Here is a 20,272-nt window from a genome sequence, read left to right on the forward strand (position 1 = left end):
GGACTTTCTCCTTGCTTACAAGAGAAGGTCCGGGGGCGAGCCACGGGCATGGCCCGCCCCCGGACCTCGAGTGTCAGCCTGAATCAGTTAAACGCAGGACTGGTTGCTACTAGCAAGCAGCGGTACCGGCCGGCGCGTTGATGCCGGCGAAGGCGCGCTGCACCGCGAGGCACTGGGCCGAGCCCGCGCCGTACAGCTCCTTGGCGGAGGTGATGGCACCGTTACGGGCCGCCGCGTAGTTGGAGTTCGAGCTGAGCTTGGTGGTCAGCGTCCGGTACCAGACCTTGGCAGCCACGTCACGACCCGCACCGACGAACGTCGTACCGTTGCAGGAGGTGCTGGTGTAGCTGACACCGTTGATGGTCTTGGTGCCGGTGCCCTCGGAGGCCAGGTAGAACCAGTGGTTCAGCGGGCCCGACGAGTAGTGCGGGTCCAGGTTCTTGGTGCCGGTGGTCCAGCAGTCCTGGCTGCCGCGTCCGTCCTTCGACGGCTTGTCCATGTAGCGCAGCGGCGTGCCGTTGCCGTTGATGTTGATCTTCTCGCCGATCAGGTAGTCACCCTTGTCGGTGGCGTTGTTCGCGTAGAACTCGACCATGGTCCCGAAGATGTCCGAGGTGGCCTCGTTCAGGCCGCCCGCGTCGCCGGAGTACGCCAGCCCGGCCGTGGCCTGGGTGACACCGTGGCTCATCTCGTGACCCGCGACGTCGATGGCGGTCAGCGGCTTGGTGTTGCCCTGGCCGTCGCCGTACGTCATCTGCGAGCCGTCCCAGAACGCGTTCACGTACGCGTTGCCGTAGTGGACGCGCGAGCGAGCACCGGTTCCGTTGTTGAAGATGCCGTTACGGCCGTGGACGTTCTTGTAGTAGTCCCACGTCAGCTGGCCACCGTAGTGGGCGTCGACACCGGCGGTCTGCCGGTTGGAGGCCAGACCGTTGCCCCAGACATCGTCTGCATCCGTGAACAGCGTTCCGGTGCCGGACGTTCCGCCGTTGAGGTCGGTGGTGTTGTTGCCACCGCGGGCGTTGTCCTTCAGCTGGAAGCCGGCAGCGGTGCCGATCGAGACCTGGCCGGCGTACATCGAGTTACCGGTACCGGTCTTGACCTCGTCGTCGGAGTCCAGCAGCGCACCGGTCTTCGCGTCGAAGAACGAGTGCAGCACGGACGGCGTCTGGTCGGCCTTCACACCGCTGGTGACGACCTCGTAGGCCAGCACCGGCTTGCTCTCGGCCACGTAGATGACCAGGTCACCCTTGTTCGCGGTGGCCTTGAACCCGGCGGTCTTGGCGCCCTTCGCCAGCGCGGCCGCCTGCGACAGCGTCGGCTTGGTGGAGGTCAGGCCGACGGCCTTCGCGTTGCGGTTGTAGGTGATCTGGCTGACCGTACCGGCGCTGTCGCGCTTGACGATCAGGTCACCGCCGACAACCTTCAGGCCGTTGAACGTCCGGTCGTAGCGGACGAACTCGGTGCCGTCGGCATCCTTCACGACGTCCTTGACCTTCAGGACCTCGCCCTTGCCCAGCCCGAGCGCGGCCGCGGTGTTCGCAGCGAGCGCCTGCTCGGCCTGGACAGCGGCCGGCTGGTTGAAGCCGGACGCGGGCAGCGGGGCAGAGGCCAGATTCGCGCCGGCCGGTGCGGCGACCATGGCGGCCGCGGCGATGACGGCGATGGCGCCGACAGAAGTTGCTCGTTTCAAGACAGCTCTCCTCACATTGTGGTCGCTGAATGGGCGCAGCGACCAGGGCGGTGGAATTGCGCGTCCTTGACACAGGGGAGGGTGGGTCCGGCGACCTTTCAGGGCCGCCGGACCCGCCAGGTAGCTAAGTTCAGCTACCCGCGACCAGGGAGGTGTCGTCGACGACGAAGCTGGTCTGCAGGGAGGAGTCCTCCGCGCCGACGAACTTCACCGTGACGGTCTTGCCCTTGTACGCCGAGACGTTGAACGTCTTCTGGGTGTACGTCGTGTTCTTGTTCAGGTTCGAGTACGTCGCCAGCGTGGTGGTCGTGCTGCCGTCGACGATCTGCACCTTGAGCGTGTCGTACACCGTCGAAGAGGTGGTCTCCGCGGTGTCGATGCGCAGCCAGAACGAGAGCGAAGCGGCGGTGGCGGTTGCCGGGATGGCGATCGACTGGCCGGTGTTCTCGGTGCTGGTGTTGCCGTTGCCCTGCAGCCACGCCTTGTAGCTACCGGTGCGAGCCGGCTTAGAGGTGCTGTTGGTGACGACACCCGACGTACCGGTCCAGTTGACCGCACCGGACTCGAAGCCCGGGTTCTTCAGCAGGTTGTCGCCGGTCGGCGGCTCGGTGGTACCGCCACAGGCGGCGGAACCGGCCGGGACCGAGATACCGCTGAACGCGGCCTGGATGCCCTTGCACTCGACCGAGTCGTTGCCGTACAGCTCCTTGGCGGAGGTGATGGCGCCTTCCCGGGCGTCGAGGTAGGTGCTGCCCGAGCTGAGCTTGGTGCTCAGCGTGCGGTACCAGACCTTGCCGACGATGTCGCGGCCGACACCGGCGAAGGTGGCGCCGTCACACGCGGTGCTGGTGTAGGTGACACCGTTGATGGTCTTGGTGCCGGTGCCCTCGGAGGCCAGGTAGAACCAGTGGTTCAGCGGGCCGGAGGAGTAGTGCGGGTCAGCGCCGCCGACCGAGCCGCTCCAGCAGTCGTAGGAACGACCGTCCTTGTTCGGCTTGTCCATGTAGCGCAGCGGCGTACCGTTGCCGTTGATGTTGATCTTCTCGCCGATGAGGTAGTCGCCGACATCGGTGGAGTTGTTCGCGTTGAACTCGACCAGCGTGCCGAAGATGTCCGAGGTCGACTCGTTCAGGCCGCCCGCGTCACCGGAGTAGTTCAGGTTCGCGGTGGCCTCGGTGACACCGTGGCTCATCTCGTGGCCGGCCACGTCGATGGCGGTCAGCGGCTTGGTGTTGCCCTGGCCGTCGCCGTACGTCATCTGGGTGCCGTCCCAGAACGCGTTCACGTACGCGTTGCCGTAGTGCACGCGGGAGCGAGCGCCCTGGCCGTTGTTGAAGATGCCGTTGCGGCCGTGGACGTTCTTGTAGTAGTCCCACGTCAGCTGCGAACCGTAGTGCGCGTCGACGCCGGCGGTCTGGCGGTCGGACGCCGCACCGGAACCCCAGGTGTCGTCGGCGTCGGTGAACGTGGTGCCGTTACCGGAGGTCGAACCGTTGAGGTCCGTGGTCCAGTTGCCGCCGCGGCTGGTGTCGGTCAGCGAGAAGCTGGGCGCGCTGCCCGAGGTGCCGATCGAGACCTGGCCGGCGTACATCGAGTTGCCGGTGCCGGTCTTGATCTCGTCGTCCTGAGCGAGCACCGCTCCGGACTTGGCGTCGATGAACGAGTGCAGCACGGACGGGGTCTGGTCGGCCTTGACGCCGGTGGTGACGACCTCGTAGGCGAGCACAGGCTTTCCCGGAGTAACGAAGACGACCAACGTCCCCTTGTTGCCGGTGGCCTTGAACTTGGCTGCCTCGGCACCCTTGGCGAGCGCGGCCGACTGGGACAGAGCCGGCTTGGTCGCGACACCGACGGCCTTGGCGTTGTAGTTGTACTTCACCGACCCGACGGACTCGCCGTTGCGCTTCACGATCAGGTCACCGCCGACGACCTTGAGGCCGTTGAAGGTGCGGTCGTAGCGGACGAACTCGGTGCCGTCGGGGTCCTTGACCACGTCGCGCACCTGGAGCTGCTCACCACTGGCCAGGCCAAGAGCTGCGGCCGTCTGCGCGGTCAGCGCGTTCTCGGCCTGTACGGCGGCCGGCTGATCGAAGCCGGATGCCGGGAGCGGTGTCGTACGGCCTGCCGCACCGGCGGGCGTGCCGGTGAAGCCTGCAGCCAGTCCAGCTGCTGCGACGATGGCCACCGCCCCTGCTGATGTCAGTCGTTTCAAGACAACATCTCCTCACGGTGTGGTCGCTGTTTGGGCGCAACGACCAAATTCAGTTGGGGACGCCGGATTCTGGCGCATCAGTGCCACTGCCTACTTGTGACACTATGTGTCAGGACATGCGAGTTCTGTTACATCCGACTGAGGGAGGACTCTCGTCTGCGGGAGGCCCGGAGTCAAGCGATAGTGCCGAAATGACAGGGAAAACCCGCATTGCCCACGATGGTCAGATCAGCTGCCCGCGCAAGACTTCCGAGTCTGAAACGGGCAATTGACACGTGAATTTCTGACACACATATGCCACCGGCCGGTCATCAACCAACGAGCGCTCGGCCATCAGCGGTACGGCGAGACCCGGCTCGCCCTGGACGATCGCCGTACCCCAGGGTGCGTGCGTGAACGCGGTCCTCAGCAGCTCCGGCGAACGGCCCGCGATCGCGATCTCGAGCGGTCCGGCTGCGATCGTCTCGGCCACCGCGAGGGCCCGGCCGGCGAAGCGTGGCGCCCTCGCTGCGATAGTTGCCGAGGCGCTCAGTGCCTGCTCGGCCGCGGTCTCATACCGGACTGATCCGGTCAGGCTCGCCAGCGTCGTGAACGCCTCCGCCGCCAGGCTCACCCCGGACGGACTCGCGTTGTCCGTCGGGTCCTGCGGCCGCCAGACCAGCTCCTCGGCATCCGCCGCCGTGTCAAAATAGGAGCCATCGGCAACGAACTGGTCGAGAGCCCGGTCCAGCAAGGCCTGCGCGGTCTCGAACCACTCGATGTTGCCGCTGACACCGAACAACGTGAGACAACCCTGCGCGTACGCCGCGTAGTCCTCCAGCACGCCATGCGCCGTACCGGCCGTGCCGTCCCGCGAGGTCCGGTGCAGGCGCCCGGTGGCCTGGTCGATGTGAACCTTCCGGATCAATTCGGCGGCTTCCGCGGCTGCATCGACGTACTGGGGCTGGTCGAAGACGATGCCGGCCCGGACGAGCGCGGTGATCGCCAGGCCGTTCCATGCGGCGACCACCTTGTCGTCACGGCCCGGGTACGTGCGGGTGCTCCGGGCCTGCCGGAGTTGGGTGCGGATCCGCTGCCAGCGCTCGGCGTCGTCGGGGTCCTGGCGGAGCTGCAGGACCGAGGATCCATGCTCGAAAGTGCCCGTCACGTCGCAGAGGTCGATGGTCCAGGCGGCGTCGTCCGGGTCCAGTACCTGCTGGATTTCGGCCGGGGTCCAGACATAGAACCGGCCTTCTTCGCCCTCGGTATCGGCGTCGAGCGCCGACGCGAACCCGCCTTCCGGAGTCCGGAGTTCCGTGAGGAGGAACTCGGCCGTCTCCTCGGCGACCCGGCGCGCCAGCGCCTCCCCCGTGATTGCCCACCACTGGGTATAGACATCGAGCAGCAACGCGTTGTCGTACAACATCTTCTCGAAATGCGGAACGACCCACTGCCCATCGACGGAGTACCGGGCGAATCCACCGGCGAGTTGGTCGTACATCCCACCCCGAGCCATCCGCTCACAGGTCTGGGCCGCCATCTTGAGCGCATCCGCCGACCCGGTCCGCCGGTGGTGCCTGAGCAGGAAGTCGAGCACCATCGACGGCGGAAACTTCGGCGCTCCCCCGAACCCGGCATCCACCGGATCGAAATCGGTCGCCAGGAGTTGCGCCGCCCTATCCAGGTCGAGCTCTCCCCCGGCCGGCTGCTGTCGCGCGCCCAACTGCTCGACCACCCGGCGCCCGATCCCGTCGATCTGGTCCCGCTTCGACTCCCAGGCCTCGACCAGCGACTCCAGCACCTGCCGGAACGACGCCATCCCGTGCCGCGCGTCCTTCGGAAAATACGTCCCACAGAAGAACGGCTCCGCCTCCGGCGTGAGAAAGACCGACATCGGCCACCCACCATGCCCCGTCATCGCCACCGTCGCCGCCATGTAGATCGCATCCACATCCGGCCGCTCTTCGCGATCCACCTTGATACTCACGAAATGCTCGTTCAGGTACGCCGCCGTACCAGCATCCTCGAACGACTCATGAGCCATCACATGACACCAGTGACAAGCCGAATACCCCACCGACAAGAACACCGGCACATCCCGCTCCCGAGCCTCCGCGAACGCCCCCTCGGACCACTCCCGCCAAGCCACCGGATTATCCGCATGCTGCCGCAGATAAGGACTAGTACTCCGACCAAGCTCATTGACGGGGCTCATGCCCCCAACGTTAGGCGGTCTGGCTGAGGGCTACGGAGAGGCCTAGGGCCAGGGCCATGATGACCAGTTCGAAGCCGACGAGTTGCCAGAAGGGGATGTTGCGGTCGAGGAGGTTGCCGGTGGCTCGTTGGCGGCTGAGGCGGGCGGCGGCGATCAGGACGGCGAAGGCGAGGACCTTGACGATCAGGAGGACGCCGTACGCGTCGGAGGTGAGGACGTCGAGGGCGCCGCCCCAGCCGCCGCCTTTGGCGGCCAGGCGGCCGGCGGCGCTGATCAGGCCGCTGAGGACGAGGGCGATCGAGGAGACGTAGGCGACCTCGTTGTAGCGCTCGAGGACGACGGGGAGGCCGCCGCGGCTGGCTCGGCCGTAGCGGACGAGGCCGGCCAGGCCGCCGATCCAGGTGGTGGCGGCGATGACGTGGACGACCAGGGCCGCGCCGGCGAGGACGACGTACGACTCGTTGCGCGGGAAGGCGGTGAGGGCGTTCGGGATCAGGGCGCCGATGGCGACCAGGACGCCGAGGAGTGCGGCTTGGGAGGTCTGCACGCGGCGGATGCCGATGGCCAGGGCGACGACCAGGATGCCGGTGATCAGGAGTGCCTTGACCTCGGGTACGGCGAGGGCGTCGTCGAGGCGGAGGCGCAGCAGGTCGACCGGGGTGTCGAGAAGGACCGCGGCGGTGACGACCGCGCCCGCGAACGAACAGGCGGCCCAGATGACGGCCGAGTTGCTGGCGTCATGGACCGCGCGGCGGCCCTGGGTGCCGAGCAGGCCGCCTTCGATCCGGAGCAGGACGACCGCGGCGAGCAACGCGCCGGCGCAGCCGACGGTGGCCAGGGTCGCGATCAGCCGGAGCAGCGGGAGGAGCCAGGCGACGAACAGGCTCGGGCCGCCGATACCGCCGGTGTCATGCGGCTCGCTGCCGGCGGCGAACAGGGCGATCACGAGGGCGATCGAGGCGACCACGACGGCCGCCAGCCCGCCGACGACCAGGCGTCCGGGCATGCGATGCCGGGCGGCGCGAGTGGCACGGGTCGTGCTCATCACAGGGACCCGCGCCCGGCAATGGTGGGCACGCCGCCACTATAGGGTCACGCATTGGTGGGCAGCCCAGTCCGACACCATCTCGTGATCACGGTGCCGCCGTACTGGTCAAATCGTGCTGTTGGCGTTACTTGGGCTCACTCTGCGTCGGGGTCGACGGCGTCGTACCCGCCGTAGGGATCGGCTCGGCAGCGGCCGGGTCCGCAGAACTGGCGGGACTCGCTGGGGCGGAAGACGCTGCTGGGGCGTCCGCGCCTTCTTCCACGAAGTCGATCTTCTTCAGCTGCTTGCCCATGTTGCGCCACAACAGGACCGTGGCTGCACCGATGGCGAGCACGATCAGCAGCGCGACCCAGCCGGGACGCACCGAGTTCGGGTCGATCTCGACCGGCGCAAGGGAGGTCATCGCTATCACGCCACCATTCTCTCATTGGTCGCGCCCGCCCTCAGCGGAGCCCCGCGAAGAGGTCGTGCTCCGGGATCTCCGACTCGACCAGACTCCGCGCCAACTCGTAGTCCTCGGTCGGCCAGGCCGCCTGGTGAACCTCGAGCGGTACGGCGAACCAGGCGCCCTCGGGGTCGATCTGCGTCGCGTGCGCCAGCAGCGCGCGGTCCCGGGTCTCGAAGTACTCGGCGCACTCCACCCGGGTGGTGATCCGGCGCTCGTTCTCCGGGTCCGCCTTCCAGTCCTTCAGACGCTCCTCGTACGGCGACTTCAGCCCGCGCGCGATCATCGCGTCGTGCAGGGCCTTCATCCGCTCGCGGTGGAACGTGTGGTGGTAGTACAGCTTCAGCGGCTGCCAGGGCTCACCGAGCTCCGGGTAGGCGTTGTCGTCACCGGCGGCCTCGAAGGCGGCCACGGTGATCTGGTGACACATGACGTGATCGGGATGCGGGTAGCCGCCGTTCTCGTCGTACGTCGTGACGACCTGCGGACGGAACTCGCGGATCAGCTTCACGAGCGGTGCGGCCGCATCCTCGACCTTCAGCGCCGCGAAGCAGCCTTCCGGCAGCGGCGGCAACGGATCACCCTCGGGATAGCCGGAGTCGACCCAGCCGAGCCACTCCTGCCGGATGCCGAGGATCTCGCGCGCGCTGTCCATCTCCTTGCGACGGATCTCGCTGATGTTCGCCAGCACCTCGGGGCGATCCATCTTGGGGTTCAGAATGGAACCCCGCTCGCCACCGGTACACGTGGCCACCAGCACCTCGACGCCCTCGGCGACGTACTTGGCCGTCGAAGCGGCCCCCTTGCTCGACTCGTCGTCCGGGTGGGCATGCACATGCAACAACCGCAACTCTCCACTCACAAGACACAATGGTCCTCCACCGGACCCCAAAACCCACAACCAACCCCCTGGACCCCCGTTGACAGAGCCAGCCAGCAGTGCCCTCGACTCCCGTTACGGCCGCGACGGACGGTCCCGGCGACCGCTGATCATCGGCCTGGTCGCAGTCATCGCCGTCGCCGGGCTGGGGTGGTTGCTGTGGGCCGCCGTGATCGGGTCGAACCCGCCGGTGACCTCGCGGCTCCTCGCGTTCAAGATCGTCTCGGAGACCCAGGCGACCGCCACCGTGCAGGTCGACCGCACCAAGTCCGTCGAGGCCACCTGCCGGGTCCAGGCCAAGGCGGCCGACTTCTCCATCGTCGGCGAGCTGACGCTGACCGTCCCCGCGGACGCCCCCCGGAACCAGTCGCTGCCGGCCACCCTGACCACCCAGCGAAGCGCCACCTCGGTGGTCCTGGTCGGCTGCACGACCGCCGATTCGCACCGCCCGCACTGATCGGCGAAAACGCAGGTCAGAGCCGGTTTGTGGTTGACGCGGAACCTGAATCGGCAACCGATTGCCGGTCTTTGCGGATCCGGTGGTCGAAAACCGTCGGGAAAGCGCTCTCCTGGCGGTTGGGAGCTGTTGGAACGGTGGGGTTCTGGGGCGGATCTTGCTAGGCTGGGTGGATTGGTCGCCGTCGTCGACGGCGGCCAGCAGCATTTCCTGCCCACCTATCCAACCCTCAAGGAGCAGCCCATGACGCAGAGAATCGAAGAGGCGAGCGTTGTCTGGCTGACGCAGGAGGGCTACGACCAGCTGAAGGCCGAGCTCGAGCAGCTGAAGGGCCCGGCCCGCGCGGAGATCACGCAGCGGATCAGCGACGCCCGCGACGAGGGCGACCTGAAGGAGAACGGCGGCTACCACGCCGCCAAGGACGAGCAGGGCAAGATCGAGGCCCGGATCCGGCAGCTCGAGGACATGCTCCGCCGCGCCCAGGTCGGCGAGACCCCGAAGAAGGGCGGCAAGGTCGAGCCCGGCATGAAGGTCTCCATCACCTTCGCCGGTGACGACGAGGTCGAGACCTTCCTGCTCGGCTCCCGTGAACTGCTCGCCCTGGACGCCTCCGTCGACATCGACGTCTACTCGCCGCAGTCCCCCCTCGGCGCCGCCATCCTCGGCAAGAAGAAGGGCGACAAGGCCACCTACGAGGCCCCCAACGGCAAGCCCGTCACCGTCCAGATCGTCGCCGCCGAGCCCTTCACCGGCTGACCCCACCACTTCCGAAGCGCCCCGGTGGACAACCACCGGGGCGCTTCGCATTCCCCCTCGAACAACCGTACGGACGCGTGAGTCACCAAACGCGCCCCAGCCAAAGCCCGCCCGCCCCGTCTGGCCCAGCTCCATCTCATGGGTTCCCCCCTTTGGGGGGTCCACCCATCGGGTTGCGGGAGGGCCAACCGCATGCGGTTGGCCAACCCACCATTTGCCTGGCTCGCCCAGCAAAGGGGATCGCCGCGCGGCGTCGTACCGGGCTCTGCCGTGGTGCGTTTGGTGGGTTCACCCATGAGGTTGTGGGTGAACCCAGCCGGTCGCCGGTCGCCGGTCTCGGGGCGGATGCCGAACAGGAACCGGTGGGCGTGCACAAGGTATGACCTGTTCACGCCCATCGTCGGGTGTGCTCACCCCCAACTTGTGGCCGGCCTGCCTGGATCCGCCGTTCATGAAGTACGCCGTCCCGTCGGCGCCGACTCAATACTGCGCGAGCATGCGCCGGACGAGCGCCATTTGATGGGTCCGCCCATCGGGTTGTGGGTGGGCTAGCGGCGTGGGCGGGTTGGCCCACCCGCCATGGGATGGGTCAGCCCACCAAACCGGGTCGCCGCGCCCGCCGTACCGGGGTCTGACGTGGTGCATTTGATGGGTTCCCCCATCGCATGCGGCGGGGGAACCCACGAGGTGGTGGGTGGACCCACGAGGTGGGGTGCGCGATTGGGTAAATGGGGTGCGGGTGGGGATGGGCGCGGGGAGACTTCGGGGGTGGGTGGGTATGACGAGGGTGAGTTGTTTCGGGGGCTGGCGGCGGAGCAGTGGGCTGCTAGTTCGGTGACGGATGCCCGGGGGGATGCGCCGTTCTACCGGGACGTGATCCGGGGGCAGGGTGGGCGCGCGTTGGAGTTGGGGTGCGGGGCCGGGCGGTTGTTGCTGACGTTCTTGGGTGAGGGGTTGGCGGTCGAGGGGTGTGACATCTCGGCCGACATGCTGGCGATGTGCCGGCGTGAAGGGGTACACCGCGGGCTCGAGCCGACGTTGTACGAGCAGGCGATGCAGGATCTCGCCGTACCGGGGAAGTTCCGCACGATCTACATTCCGTGCGGGAGCTTCGTACTGGTGATGGATCGGCAGCAGGCGCTCGAAACCTTGCGGCGGTGTCGCGCGCAGCTCGAGCCCGGCGGGGTGCTTGTCTCCAACGTGTTCCCGGTGCCGATCAACTACACCGAACCGCCCGCCGACGACTTCCCGACTCCTTGGCAGACCGGTCCGCGGAGTGAGCTTGCCGACGGCAACCATCTGGAGGTCTCCGCGCGATGGACGGCGCTGGACCGCGTCGAGCAGACGTGGCATGAAGAACGACGCTACGACCTGTACGACGAGGATGCGCGACTGCTCCGGACCGAGGTGCGGGCCGGCCAGGGGCGCTGGTACTTCCGCAACGAACTGCTCTGGATGCTCCAGCTAGCCGGCTTCGCCCCGAGCAACATCACCACGACCGGCGACCTGACCGTCCTCGCCACCACCGAAGCCACCACCGAAGCCAGCAACGAAGCCACCAGCGAACTCGGTCAGTAGCGCCACAAATTCCTCCGGCGCCTCCCGGTGTACGCCGTGACCGACGGGGAGCTCGTGGAAGCGACCGTTGGGCACCTGCTCAGCCATGGCACGCATCTGCTCCTGCGGGAACGGACTGGTCGGCCCGCCCCCAATCACCAGCGTCGGCGCTCGCACCACCGCCAGCTCACCGAACCACCCCGCTCCCGGCGAGTTCACCTGTCCGATCAGGTCCACTCGCGCCCGCCAGTCGTACCCCAGAACCTCGCCCGGCCGTTCCGGGATCGGACGCTGCTGCGGAAACGGCGGTGGCGACTCAGCCAGCACCAGTACGCCGACCCGCGCCGGCTGTCGAGCCGCATGCAGGTACGCCGCGACCGCGCCCATCGAGTGGCCGACCAGCACCGGTGCCGTCAGCCCCTGCTCATCCAGGAACTCCCCTAGGTCAGCCGCCAGCAGCTCGAACGAGTACTCGGCCGCTGGGCCCGTCTCGCCATGCCCGCGTTGATCCGGCACCAGGACCCGCCACCGCTCGGCCAGCACATCAGCCACCCCGTCGAACGAAGACCCGTCCGACGTCAGCCCGTGCAGCAACACCATGGCCGGAGCATCAGGCCGCCCGTACTCCCGAAACGCAAGTCGCATAGCGCCGATCTTTTCACTTCAGCGCAAACTTGAGTCGAGCAGGCTCAACTTTGTTGACAGTTGAGTCGACATGGCTCAACTCGGGGTTTACGGTCGCCCCGTGAAGGCCGATCGGAGCATCCTCAGCCACCCCGACTTCCGCCGGCTCTGGGCCGCGGACCTGCTCAGCCAGCTGGGTTCCCGGCTGAGCATGATCGCGATCCCACTGCTCGCCGTACTCACCCTGAACGCCTCCACCCTGCAGGTCTCGCTCCTGCGCACGTGCGAGACCGCAGCGTGGCTCCTGCTCGGCCTGTTCGCCGGAGCGTGGGTCGACCGGGTCCGCTGCCTACCCGTGCTCGTGGCCGCTGACCTGGGGCGGGCCGTGCTGTTCGCGTCCATCCCGATCGCCGCGTGGTTCGGCGTACTGACACTCACCCAGCTGTACGTCGTACTCGGGCTGGCCGGCGTACTCACCGTGCTCTTCGACGTCGCACACACGTCCTACCCGCCACGGCTACTCACACCGGAGCAGCTGCTCCCCGGGAACGCCAAACTCGCGGCCAACCACTCAGTGGCCGCAGTAGTGGGTGCCGGAGCAGGTGGAGTGCTCGTGCAGTGGCTGTCCGCCGCCGTGACCCTCGGAATCGACGCACTGAGCTTCCTGTGGTCAGCCCTCTGGCTCCGCTCGATCCGTACGCCGGAAACCCGCCCAGCCCCGGCAGACACCCCGAATCTGCGCCGCGAGATCGCCGACGGCCTCCGCTACGTCTTCCAGCACCAACTGCTCCGGCCGATCGCTCTCAACACGGCCAACACCATGCTGTTCCAGTCCGCCGCCAACGCGGTGATGATCGTCTTCCTGGTCCGCGAGGTGCACCTGAGCCCCAGCACGATCGGCGTCCTCAGCATGCTCGGTCTGGGCGGCGCCATCGTCGCCTCTGTGGTCACCGAACGCCTCAGCAACCGGTACGGCGATGTCCGCATGCTGCTGCTGTCAGCCACCGGCATCGGCGTCGCCTTCACCCTGCAGGCCCTCACCGGACCGGGCCTGCGCTTGGTGTGGTTCGTCGGCGCCACTCTGCTGGCCGGATTCAGCATCATCATCAGCTACATCCTGGCCAGCAGCATCCGCCAGCGCGTCTGCCCACCCGACCTCCAAGGCCGCGTCAGCGCCACCATGAGCTTCCTCAGCTGGGGCGCGGCCCCCATCGGCAGCCTGCTCGGCGGCGTACTAGGCACAGCCTTCGGCCTCCGCCCCACCCTGTGGATCGCCGGCCTGGCTTCGCTGGCCGGAACGGCATTCCTCTATCTCTCGCCGCTCCGGACCCAGCGAGCGCTACTCGGCGCTGATCTGGGCGCTGCCGACTAGAACCTCGACATCGAGGCCGGCGCGGCCGCGGCCGATCTCTACGTCCTTGGACTGGCCGGAGACGGCGCCGGTCCAGTTGACGCGGCCGAGCTGGGCTTCGGTGTGGACGTGGACATCAGAGCCGCGGCGCAGGTTGACCGTGGCCATGCCGGACTCGACGCGGACCCGCGAGCGGCCCTTGGTGAGCTGTGCGTCCAGGGTGACCGAGCCAGCCTGGACCAGTACGTCGATCGGCCCGTCGACGTCGGTCACCTTCGCCGTACCGGCGGTGACGCGGACGCGGGTCAGACCGGGCACGCGCTCGGCGTTGACGCTGCCGCCGGTCACCTCGACCTCGACCTGCAGGTTGGGGTTGACCCGGATCTGCAGCTCCTTGGCGAGACCGTTCACGTGCGCCTTCAGGTCGGTCGGGTTGCGCAGCATGCTGAACCCGTCGATCGAGACACCCATGTCGCCCTCGCTGTTGATCGCGAGGGTGTCGCCGTCCTTCTTGATCACGTGCGGACCGTCGACCGCGACGCCGTTCACCGCCGGCTCACCGATCAGCCGGACGCGCCGCCCGATCGCCCGGATCGTCACCCGCTGCACACCGGAAGGCATCGGCACCGTGCTGTGCTCGATCTCTTCCTCGACCGGCGCCTCGTCCACCACCGAGTCCTGCACCGAAGACACCGGAGGTACCGGAGCGACCGGAGGCACCGGGGCTGTCACCGCGTCGGACCAGGCAGACTCGGACGGAGTGTCATCAGCAACCGGCGCATCGGCCCGCAGCGCAGCGATCAAGGTCGTGGCCTCATCCGGCGTCAGGTGCCCCTTGGCCACTCGATCCAGGATGTCCTTGACGCGCCCGTCGTACCCGCTCTGATTGCTCATGTGCCCAGTCGACCACTCCGACGAGTGCAAACCAATAAGGGATCGCCCCGGACCAGCCCCGAGCCGCCGCGGCAGGCCCTGAACAATGACTGCGGGTCCCGGCGGAGTAGCCCGGGACCCGCAGATCTCATATGTGACTCAGGCGGCCGGAGTCATCTGCTCTTCCGCCAGTTCCTTCTGTACGGCGGCCAGTTCCGCGGCCTCGGCCGCGTCCCGGGCCTGGCGCCGCCGCATGTCCGGCAGCCCCGTCAGTGCGATCAGCAGACCAAGAGCCGCCACCCCGGTGACAACCCCAAGACCAGGCTTGTACGCCGCGAGCACCCCGGCCGGCGTGGTCATGCCTGCCGCCTGGCTGCCGATCACGGCGGTCACAGCGGCCAGGACCACGGCCCCACCGACCTGGTTGGCCGTGTTGAACATGCCGGACGCGAGCCCCTGCTCCTCGTCCTCCACCCCGGACACAGCCTGGATGTTCAGCGCCGGGAACCCGATCGCGAAGCCGGCGCCGATCAGCATGATGCTCGGGAACACGGTCGAGAAGTACGCCGACTCGGTCCCGATCCGCAGCGAGAGCGCGTAACCGGCGACGAACAGGATCATCGCTCCGATGATCATCTTGTCGGTACCGATCCGGTCCGCGATCTTGCCCGCGTTCGGCGACAGCCCCACAACCAGCAGGCCGGCCGGGAGGAACGCCAGGGCGGTCTGCAGCGACGACCAGCCGAGCAGGTTCTGCAGGTACAAGGTCCCGATGAACTGGAACGCGACGTACGCGCCGAAGACCGTCAGACCGGCCAGGTTCGCGCGGCGGAGGGCACCGTCGCGCAGGATGCCGAGCCGGACCAGCGGGTTCCGGGTGCGCAGCTCGATCACGATGAAGGCAGCCAGCAGGACAGCCGACAGCACGAACGTCCCGATCGTCTGGAACGAGGCCCAACCGGCGTGCTCGGCGCCGACGACGGCGTAGACCAGGGACAGCATGCCGCCGGTGACGGTGACCGCGCCGGGGATGTCGTACCCGCCGGCGACCTTGTCACGCGGGCTGTTCGGGATCAGCTTGATGGCGAACAGCAGGACGATCAGGGCGACCGGGCCAGGCATCAGGAAGGTCCAGCGCCAGCCGATCTCGGTCAGCGCGCCCCCCAGGATGAGGCCCATCGAGAAGCCGCTGGCGGCGCAGGTGGTGAAGATCGAGAGGGCCCGGTTGCGATCCGGTCCCTCGTGGAAAGTGGTGGTGATGATGGAGAGCGCGGCCGGCGCGGTGAACGCGGCGGCGACTCCCTTGACGAACCGCGCGGCGATGAGCAGGTCCGGGTTGGTGGCCAGCGAGCTGAGCATCGAGACCACGGCGAAGACGGCCAGGGCGACCAGGAAGACCCGGCGCCGGCCCAGCAGATCGGCGGTCCGGCCGCCGAGAAGCAGCAGGCCGCCGTACCCGAGCACGTAGCCGGTCACGACCCACTGGAGCGAGGAGAGGCTGACGCCCAGGTCTGCGCGGATGGCCGGCAGGGACATGCCGACCATGGACACATCGAGGCCGTCGAGGAAGATCACGCCGCAGACCACGAGGAGCGCTCCCCAAAGGCGCGCGTCCCAGGTCATGCGTTCTGGCGTTGTGGTGTGCGTTGTCTGTGTCACGAGAGGAGACTATTCCATGCACATGCATCTAATGTCTAGGCATTAAATTCCTTTGCATAGATTGCACATGCATGTTATGGTCTGCCTCATGGCCCCCACGAAGGTCAGCGCTGACACTGGTGAGCTCAGCGCCGATGTCACTGCCGATGTCAGGGCTTGGCGCGAGCTGCTGGCCCGCCATGCCGACCTCACCTGCGCCCTCGACCGGGCCCTGCAGGCCGGTCACTCGCTGGGGATGAGTGAGTACGAGGTGCTCGAGCGGCTCGCCGAGCTGCCGGACCACTCGTCCAAGATCGCCACCATCGCGAAGTCGGTGCACCTCAGCCAGAGCGCGCTGTCCCGCGTGATCGCCCGCCTGGAGAACGACGGCCTCGTCACCCGCGACGTCTGTACGGCGGATCGCCGGGCCGTGATCGTCTGCCTGACCAAGGAGGGTCTCCGCCGCCAGGCCGAGGCGCTCCCGACCCAGCGTCAGGTCCTCGCCGACCGGCTGCACGCCCCGCTCGTCAAGAGCTGCGACCCCTCGGACTGACACCATCGGCGAGTGACCGACGAAGCTCGCGAGATCATCGCCGACCTGCAGCACATCGTTGCGCCGGACGGCATCCAGGAGAACTTCCAGCTGCCCGCCGGCGGCATCGACCACTGGGTCTACACCCGCGGCCAGGACCGGTCGAATCCGGTGATCCTCTTCATCCACGGCGGTCCGGCCACGCCACTCGCGCCGGTCTCCTGGCAGTTCCAGCGACCGATCGAGGAGTACTTCACGGTCGTCACCTACGACCAGCGCGCCGCCGGCCGGACGCTCCGCTCGGTCGACCCGGCGACCATCTCCGACACCCTCACGATCGCCCGGTACGTCGAGGACGCGATCGAGCTCGCCGAGCAGATCCGCGACCGGTACGGCGTCGAGAAACTCGTGCTGATCGGACACAGCTGGGGCACGCTGATCGGCGTACAGGCTGCTGTTCGTCGTCCTGATCTCTTCCACGCGTACGTCGGCATCGGCCAGGTGATCGACGCCCGGGCCAACGAGACGCACTGCTACGAGTACGCCGTCGCCCAGGCCGAGCTGCACAATCACACCGAGGCGCTCGAGCAGCTCGCGTCAATCGCGCCGTACCCGGGCGATCAGCCGCTCACCCGGGAGCGGATCATCATCGCTCGCCAGTGGGCGCAGTACCGGGGTGGGCTGAGCGCCTTCCGGCACGAGACCGGCTACTTCTTCGATGCGCCGTTGCTGTCGCCGGAGGTACACGGCCGAGGACATCGAGACCCTCGAAGCAGGCAACCTCTTCACGCTCGGCCGGGTGATCGACGAGATGCTCGCGACCGATCTGACGACGATCACCGACTTCCCGATTCCGCTGGTGATGTTCTTCGGGCGGCACGACTACACCACGCCGACCGCGCCGGTTGAGAAGTGGCTGGCGACGGTCGAGGCGCCGTACAAGCAGGCTGTCTGGTTCGAGAACTCCGCCCATCTCGCGCCCTGGGAGGAGCCCGGCAAGACCTTGGTCAGCCTGCTCACCTACGTCCGCCCGCTGGTCACTCCCTGACCGCACCCTCAAGCATGCCGGCGATGAAGTGCCGCTGCAGGAACGCATACACCAGTACGACGGGGGTGCCGACGATGACTGCTCCGGCCGCGAGCAGGGTGAAACCTGAGGTGTACTGGCCGGAGAAGAAGGCGAGCCCGAGCGGCGCCGTCCGCAGAGACTCGCTCGTCACCATCACCAGCGGGATCAGGAACTCGTTCCAGGTCCACATGAAGACCAGCACGATCAGTGTGACCAGCGCGGGCCTGGCCGGTGGCACGAGGATCAGCCAGAGCGTCTGCCAGTGGCCGGCGCCGTCGAGGCGCGCGGCCTCGACCAGCGAACGCGACGAGGACCGGAAGTAGGCCCGCATCCAGAAGGTGCCGAAGGCAACGGATTGCGCGATCTGAGGCAGCGCGACCGCCCAGAAGGTGTCGGTCAGGCCGAGCGTGCGGAGATCGAAGTACAGCGGGACGACGATCGCCTCGGTCGGCATCATGATCCCGATCAGGAACAGGTAGAACAGCGCGGACGCACCCCGGAACCGCATCGTCCCGAAGGCGTAGCCGGACAGGATCGAGAACAGCACACTGACCACCACGACGGTCACCGACACCGCGACGCTCATCCGCAGGTAGGTGCCGAAGTGGCCGATCTCCCAGGCCTTGCCGAAGTTCGCGAAGCCGCTCGTCCCACCACCCGCGTCGTCCGGGCCGAGCGCGGCGCCGAGGATCGTGACGATCGGCCCGAGCGCGAACAGCCCGAACACGATCAGCAGCGTGTAGTTGCCGATCCGCTCCGGCAGCGACGCCCTCATGCCCGCTCCGCAATCCGGTTGACCCCGAGCGTGATCACGAAGATCAGCACCGTCAGACACACTCCGATGGCCGCCGCCGAGCCGACTTGCCCGAGCTCGAAGGCCCGGTGATACACCTCGTACGACGGCACGCTGGTCGACGTACCAGGCCCTCCGCTCGTGGTCACGTACACCAGGTCGAACGTGCGCAGCGCCGCGATCACGGTCAACGTCACCGCGACCGCGATCTCACCGCGGACCGCGGGCAGCACGACCGCGAAGAACTCCGCAACCGGTCCCGCACCGTCCAGCCGGGCGGCCTCATACCGTTCGGCCGGGATCCGGGCCATCCCGGCCAGCAGCAGGACTGTCACCAGCCCGGTCTCGAACCACGTCCCGATCACACCGACCGCAGGCAACGCGAACGTGTAGTCACCCAACCAACCTCGCGAACCACCCAGTACGTCGTTCAGTGGGCCGTCAGGCGAGTAGATGTTGCGCCAGGCAACCGCTACCACCACCATCGCGATCACCTGCGGCAGGAACACGATCGTCCGGAAGAACCCGAGCCCGCGAACCTTCGCCCGCTGCAGCACCGACGCCAGCGCCAGCCCGATCACCACCGGAAGCACGGAATAGAAGACGATCAGCACCAGCGCGTGCCCGAACGCCGCCCGCAGTCCGGCATCCCGGACCACTTCGGCATAGTTGCTCAGGCCAACGAACTTGCCGAGCGTGATCCCGTCCCACTGGAACAACGACAGGTGGACCGCGCGAAGCAACGGGTAGAGCAGGAACGCGCCGTACACGAGCAGCGCCGGCAGGATGTACAGATACCCGATCCGGCGCGGCTCGCCAGGTGGTGAACTCACTTGCCCGCGAACTTGCTGTAGTCGGTTTCGAGCTTGTCGGCGAACTGCGCCGGGGTCGCCTTCTTCGCCAGCAGGTCCTGCAGCGAGGCGCCGAGCGTGTCGTACATGGTCGGGGTCGCGTAGTCCAGGTACGGAACCAGCTCGTCGGAGGAGACCGCCGTACCGAAGCTCTTGAAGATGTCACCCGCGAGCCCGGCCGGCGCCTGCTGCGTGGCGGTGTCGGCGATCGGCAGGTTGCCGGTCGAGGTCAGCACCTTCATCGCGTCCGGGCTGCTGATGTAGTTGATGTACGCCGCGGCCGCGTCCGGGTTCTTGGCCTTGTTCGTGATCGCGAACGGCAGCCCGGTGCCACCGGTGACGACCGGCTGGCCCGGCGGGAGCATGAACCCGACCTTGTCACCGAGCGCCTTCTGCAGATCGGCCTGCAGCCAGGTCCCGGCGATCAGGAACGTGCCCTTGCCCTTGCCGAAGTCCTGCCAGGCCGGGTCATAGCCCTGCCCGTTGAAGCCGGTGTTGAAGTAACCCTTGTCCACCCAGGACACCAGCGTCTCGGCGGCCTTCTGGTTCTCCGGCGACTTCCACGAGGCACCCGGCCGGCCGAACGCCAGCTTGGTGATCTGGTCCTTCGGCACGAACTGATCCTGCACGGTGCCGAACACGTGGATGGCCGGCCACTTGTCCAGATTGCCGAACTGCAGCGGCACGTCACCGGCCGCCTTCGCCTTGGCGAGCGCCGCCTCGAACTCGTCCCAGTTTGCCGGTGGCGTCGGGACCTTGGTCTTGTTGTAGTAGAGCCCGACAACCTCGCCGACCTGCGGCAGGCCGTACAGGTTCCCCTCGCCGAACGTCTTGCCGTCCGCCGAGTACCGCGAGTACTGGAGCACCGAAGCCGGGTAGCGATCGCCCCACTTGTAAGCGTCCGCCCACTTGTCGAGCGGCACCAGCTGACCGGCCTTCACGAACTCGCCCATGTCCGACCGGCCGTTGTTCGCCTGTACGACGTCGGGCGCGTCGTTGCCCGACAGGGCCAGCCGCAGGGTCGTCTTCAGATCGTCGAACGACCGGGAGACCCGCTTGATCTTGATGTTCGGGTACTTCGCCTCGAACCCCTTGATCTGCGCGGCCATCTGGGCCGCCTGCCCGCCGCGGACCTCCTGGTCCCAGACCGTCAGCTCGACCTGACCGAGGGCGGCCGCGTCCGTCTGCACCGAGCTCGGCGCGCTGGCGCCACCACTCGGGGCATTCGATCCCGGCGTACAAGCGGTCGCGGTGAGTGCCAGCGCGACCGCCGCGATGATGGTCTTCTTCACGTTCGGC

At 67.5% G+C, this 20,272-nt stretch carries 19 protein-coding genes; 7 read left to right on the plus strand and 12 right to left on the minus strand.

Annotated features, from left to right (window positions below):
- Positions 1-109 precede the first annotated feature (109 nt).
- From OG474_RS07565 to mca, 6 genes are all read right to left on the minus strand, one after another.
- Positions 110-1,693 (minus strand): M4 family metallopeptidase, encoded by a 1,584-nt coding sequence (locus tag OG474_RS07565; RefSeq protein ID WP_405061495.1) that lies wholly within the window; start codon positions 1,691-1,693, stop codon positions 110-112.
- Between the two features lie 130 nt (positions 1,694-1,823).
- Positions 1,824-3,905, minus strand: coding sequence for a M4 family metallopeptidase (locus OG474_RS07570; protein WP_405061496.1), 2,082 nt, complete (start codon positions 3,903-3,905; stop codon positions 1,824-1,826).
- Positions 3,906-4,128: 223 nt separating this feature from the next.
- Positions 4,129-6,099, minus strand: coding sequence for a thioredoxin domain-containing protein (locus tag OG474_RS07575; protein ID WP_405061497.1), 1,971 nt, complete (start codon positions 6,097-6,099; stop codon positions 4,129-4,131).
- 10 nt (positions 6,100-6,109) lie between these two features.
- Positions 6,110-7,144: a CopD family protein gene (locus tag OG474_RS07580; RefSeq protein ID WP_405061498.1), complete on the minus strand. Its 1,035-nt coding sequence runs from the start codon at positions 7,142-7,144 to the stop codon at positions 6,110-6,112.
- Positions 7,145-7,271: 127 nt separating this feature from the next.
- Positions 7,272-7,550: a hypothetical protein gene (locus tag OG474_RS07585; RefSeq protein WP_405061499.1), complete on the minus strand. Its 279-nt coding sequence runs from the start codon at positions 7,548-7,550 to the stop codon at positions 7,272-7,274.
- A gap of 40 nt (positions 7,551-7,590) precedes the next feature.
- Positions 7,591-8,454 carry a mycothiol conjugate amidase Mca gene (mca, locus tag OG474_RS07590; protein ID WP_405061500.1) on the minus strand — a complete coding sequence of 288 codons (864 nt, stop codon included), beginning with the start codon at positions 8,452-8,454 and terminating at the stop codon, positions 7,591-7,593.
- A 58-nt stretch (positions 8,455-8,512) separates the two neighbouring features.
- Between mca and OG474_RS07595 the strand changes: the two genes are divergently transcribed.
- From OG474_RS07595 to OG474_RS07605, 3 genes are all read left to right on the plus strand, one after another.
- On the plus strand, positions 8,513-8,929 hold the full coding sequence (locus OG474_RS07595) for a DUF4307 domain-containing protein (RefSeq protein WP_405061501.1): 417 nt from the start codon (positions 8,513-8,515) through the stop codon (positions 8,927-8,929).
- Positions 8,930-9,172: 243 nt separating this feature from the next.
- Positions 9,173-9,685: a transcription elongation factor GreA gene (gene greA, locus OG474_RS07600; protein ID WP_344151456.1), complete on the plus strand. Its 513-nt coding sequence runs from the start codon at positions 9,173-9,175 to the stop codon at positions 9,683-9,685.
- A gap of 768 nt (positions 9,686-10,453) precedes the next feature.
- Positions 10,454-11,263, plus strand: a complete 810-nt coding sequence (locus OG474_RS07605; RefSeq protein WP_405061502.1) for a class I SAM-dependent methyltransferase — start codon at positions 10,454-10,456, stop codon at positions 11,261-11,263.
- On the opposite strand, the gene OG474_RS07610 is transcribed toward OG474_RS07605, so the two are convergent.
- Positions 11,150-11,887 carry an alpha/beta fold hydrolase gene (locus tag OG474_RS07610; protein WP_405061503.1) on the minus strand — a complete coding sequence of 246 codons (738 nt, stop codon included), beginning with the start codon at positions 11,885-11,887 and terminating at the stop codon, positions 11,150-11,152. The two genes, OG474_RS07605 and OG474_RS07610, sit on opposite strands and share 114 nt — an antisense overlap.
- 100 nt (positions 11,888-11,987) lie before the next feature.
- Between OG474_RS07610 and OG474_RS07615 the strand changes: the two genes are divergently transcribed.
- Positions 11,988-13,238 (plus strand): MFS transporter, encoded by a 1,251-nt coding sequence (locus OG474_RS07615; RefSeq protein ID WP_405061504.1) that lies wholly within the window; start codon positions 11,988-11,990, stop codon positions 13,236-13,238.
- On the opposite strand, the gene OG474_RS07620 is transcribed toward OG474_RS07615, so the two are convergent.
- Together OG474_RS07620 and OG474_RS07625 are read right to left on the minus strand one after the other, a co-directional pair.
- Complete coding sequence (locus OG474_RS07620) at positions 13,206-14,111, minus strand: hypothetical protein (protein ID WP_405061505.1); 906 nt, start codon at positions 14,109-14,111, stop codon at positions 13,206-13,208. The two genes, OG474_RS07615 and OG474_RS07620, sit on opposite strands and share 33 nt — an antisense overlap.
- Before the next feature lie 138 nt (positions 14,112-14,249).
- Positions 14,250-15,749: an MFS transporter gene (locus tag OG474_RS07625; RefSeq protein ID WP_405061506.1), complete on the minus strand. Its 1,500-nt coding sequence runs from the start codon at positions 15,747-15,749 to the stop codon at positions 14,250-14,252.
- 88 nt (positions 15,750-15,837) lie between these two features.
- On the opposite strand from OG474_RS07625, the gene OG474_RS07630 reads away from it, so the two are divergent.
- From OG474_RS07630 to OG474_RS07640, 3 genes are read left to right on the plus strand one after another with little or no spacing between them, the layout of a single operon-like run.
- Positions 15,838-16,281, plus strand: a complete 444-nt coding sequence (locus tag OG474_RS07630; RefSeq protein WP_405061507.1) for a MarR family winged helix-turn-helix transcriptional regulator — start codon at positions 15,838-15,840, stop codon at positions 16,279-16,281.
- A 12-nt stretch (positions 16,282-16,293) separates the two neighbouring features.
- Positions 16,294-17,169 (plus strand): alpha/beta fold hydrolase, encoded by an 876-nt coding sequence (locus OG474_RS07635; protein WP_405061508.1) that lies wholly within the window; start codon positions 16,294-16,296, stop codon positions 17,167-17,169.
- Positions 17,120-17,308 carry a hypothetical protein gene (locus OG474_RS07640; protein WP_405061509.1) on the plus strand — a complete coding sequence of 63 codons (189 nt, stop codon included), beginning with the start codon at positions 17,120-17,122 and terminating at the stop codon, positions 17,306-17,308. The genes OG474_RS07635 and OG474_RS07640 overlap by 50 nt, the downstream gene beginning before the upstream one ends.
- Here OG474_RS07640 and OG474_RS07645 read toward each other — a convergent pair.
- From OG474_RS07645 to OG474_RS07655, 3 genes are read right to left on the minus strand one after another with little or no spacing between them, the layout of a single operon-like run.
- On the minus strand, positions 17,298-18,104 hold the full coding sequence (locus tag OG474_RS07645) for a carbohydrate ABC transporter permease (RefSeq protein WP_405061510.1): 807 nt from the start codon (positions 18,102-18,104) through the stop codon (positions 17,298-17,300). The two genes, OG474_RS07640 and OG474_RS07645, sit on opposite strands and share 11 nt — an antisense overlap.
- Positions 18,101-18,955 (minus strand): carbohydrate ABC transporter permease, encoded by an 855-nt coding sequence (locus OG474_RS07650; protein ID WP_405061511.1) that lies wholly within the window; start codon positions 18,953-18,955, stop codon positions 18,101-18,103. The genes OG474_RS07645 and OG474_RS07650 overlap by 4 nt, the downstream gene beginning before the upstream one ends.
- Positions 18,952-20,265 carry an extracellular solute-binding protein gene (locus OG474_RS07655; RefSeq protein WP_405061512.1) on the minus strand — a complete coding sequence of 438 codons (1,314 nt, stop codon included), beginning with the start codon at positions 20,263-20,265 and terminating at the stop codon, positions 18,952-18,954. Before OG474_RS07655 ends, OG474_RS07650 begins: the two co-directional genes overlap by 4 nt.
- Positions 20,266-20,272: the final 7 nt, after the last annotated feature.

Source organism: Kribbella sp. NBC_01505 (genome assembly GCF_045040285.1).
Taxonomy (GTDB): Bacteria; Actinomycetota; Actinomycetes; order Propionibacteriales; family Kribbellaceae; genus Kribbella.

Coding starts and splice junctions, on each gene's coding strand:
- OG474_RS07575 (WP_405061497.1), bottom strand. CDS start 6,099: ATGAGCCCCGTCAATGAGCTTGGTCGGAGTACTAGTCCTTATCTGCGG.
- OG474_RS07580 (WP_405061498.1), bottom strand. CDS start 7,144: ATGAGCACGACCCGTGCCACTCGCGCCGCCCGGCATCGCATGCCCGGA.
- OG474_RS07585 (WP_405061499.1), bottom strand. CDS start 7,550: ATGACCTCCCTTGCGCCGGTCGAGATCGACCCGAACTCGGTGCGTCCC.
- greA (WP_344151456.1), top strand. CDS start 9,173: ATGACGCAGAGAATCGAAGAGGCGAGCGTTGTCTGGCTGACGCAGGAG.
- OG474_RS07610 (WP_405061503.1), bottom strand. CDS start 11,887: ATGCGACTTGCGTTTCGGGAGTACGGGCGGCCTGATGCTCCGGCCATG.
- OG474_RS07620 (WP_405061505.1), bottom strand. CDS start 14,111: ATGAGCAATCAGAGCGGGTACGACGGGCGCGTCAAGGACATCCTGGAT.
- OG474_RS07630 (WP_405061507.1), top strand. CDS start 15,838: ATGGCCCCCACGAAGGTCAGCGCTGACACTGGTGAGCTCAGCGCCGAT.
- OG474_RS07645 (WP_405061510.1), bottom strand. CDS start 18,104: ATGAGGGCGTCGCTGCCGGAGCGGATCGGCAACTACACGCTGCTGATC.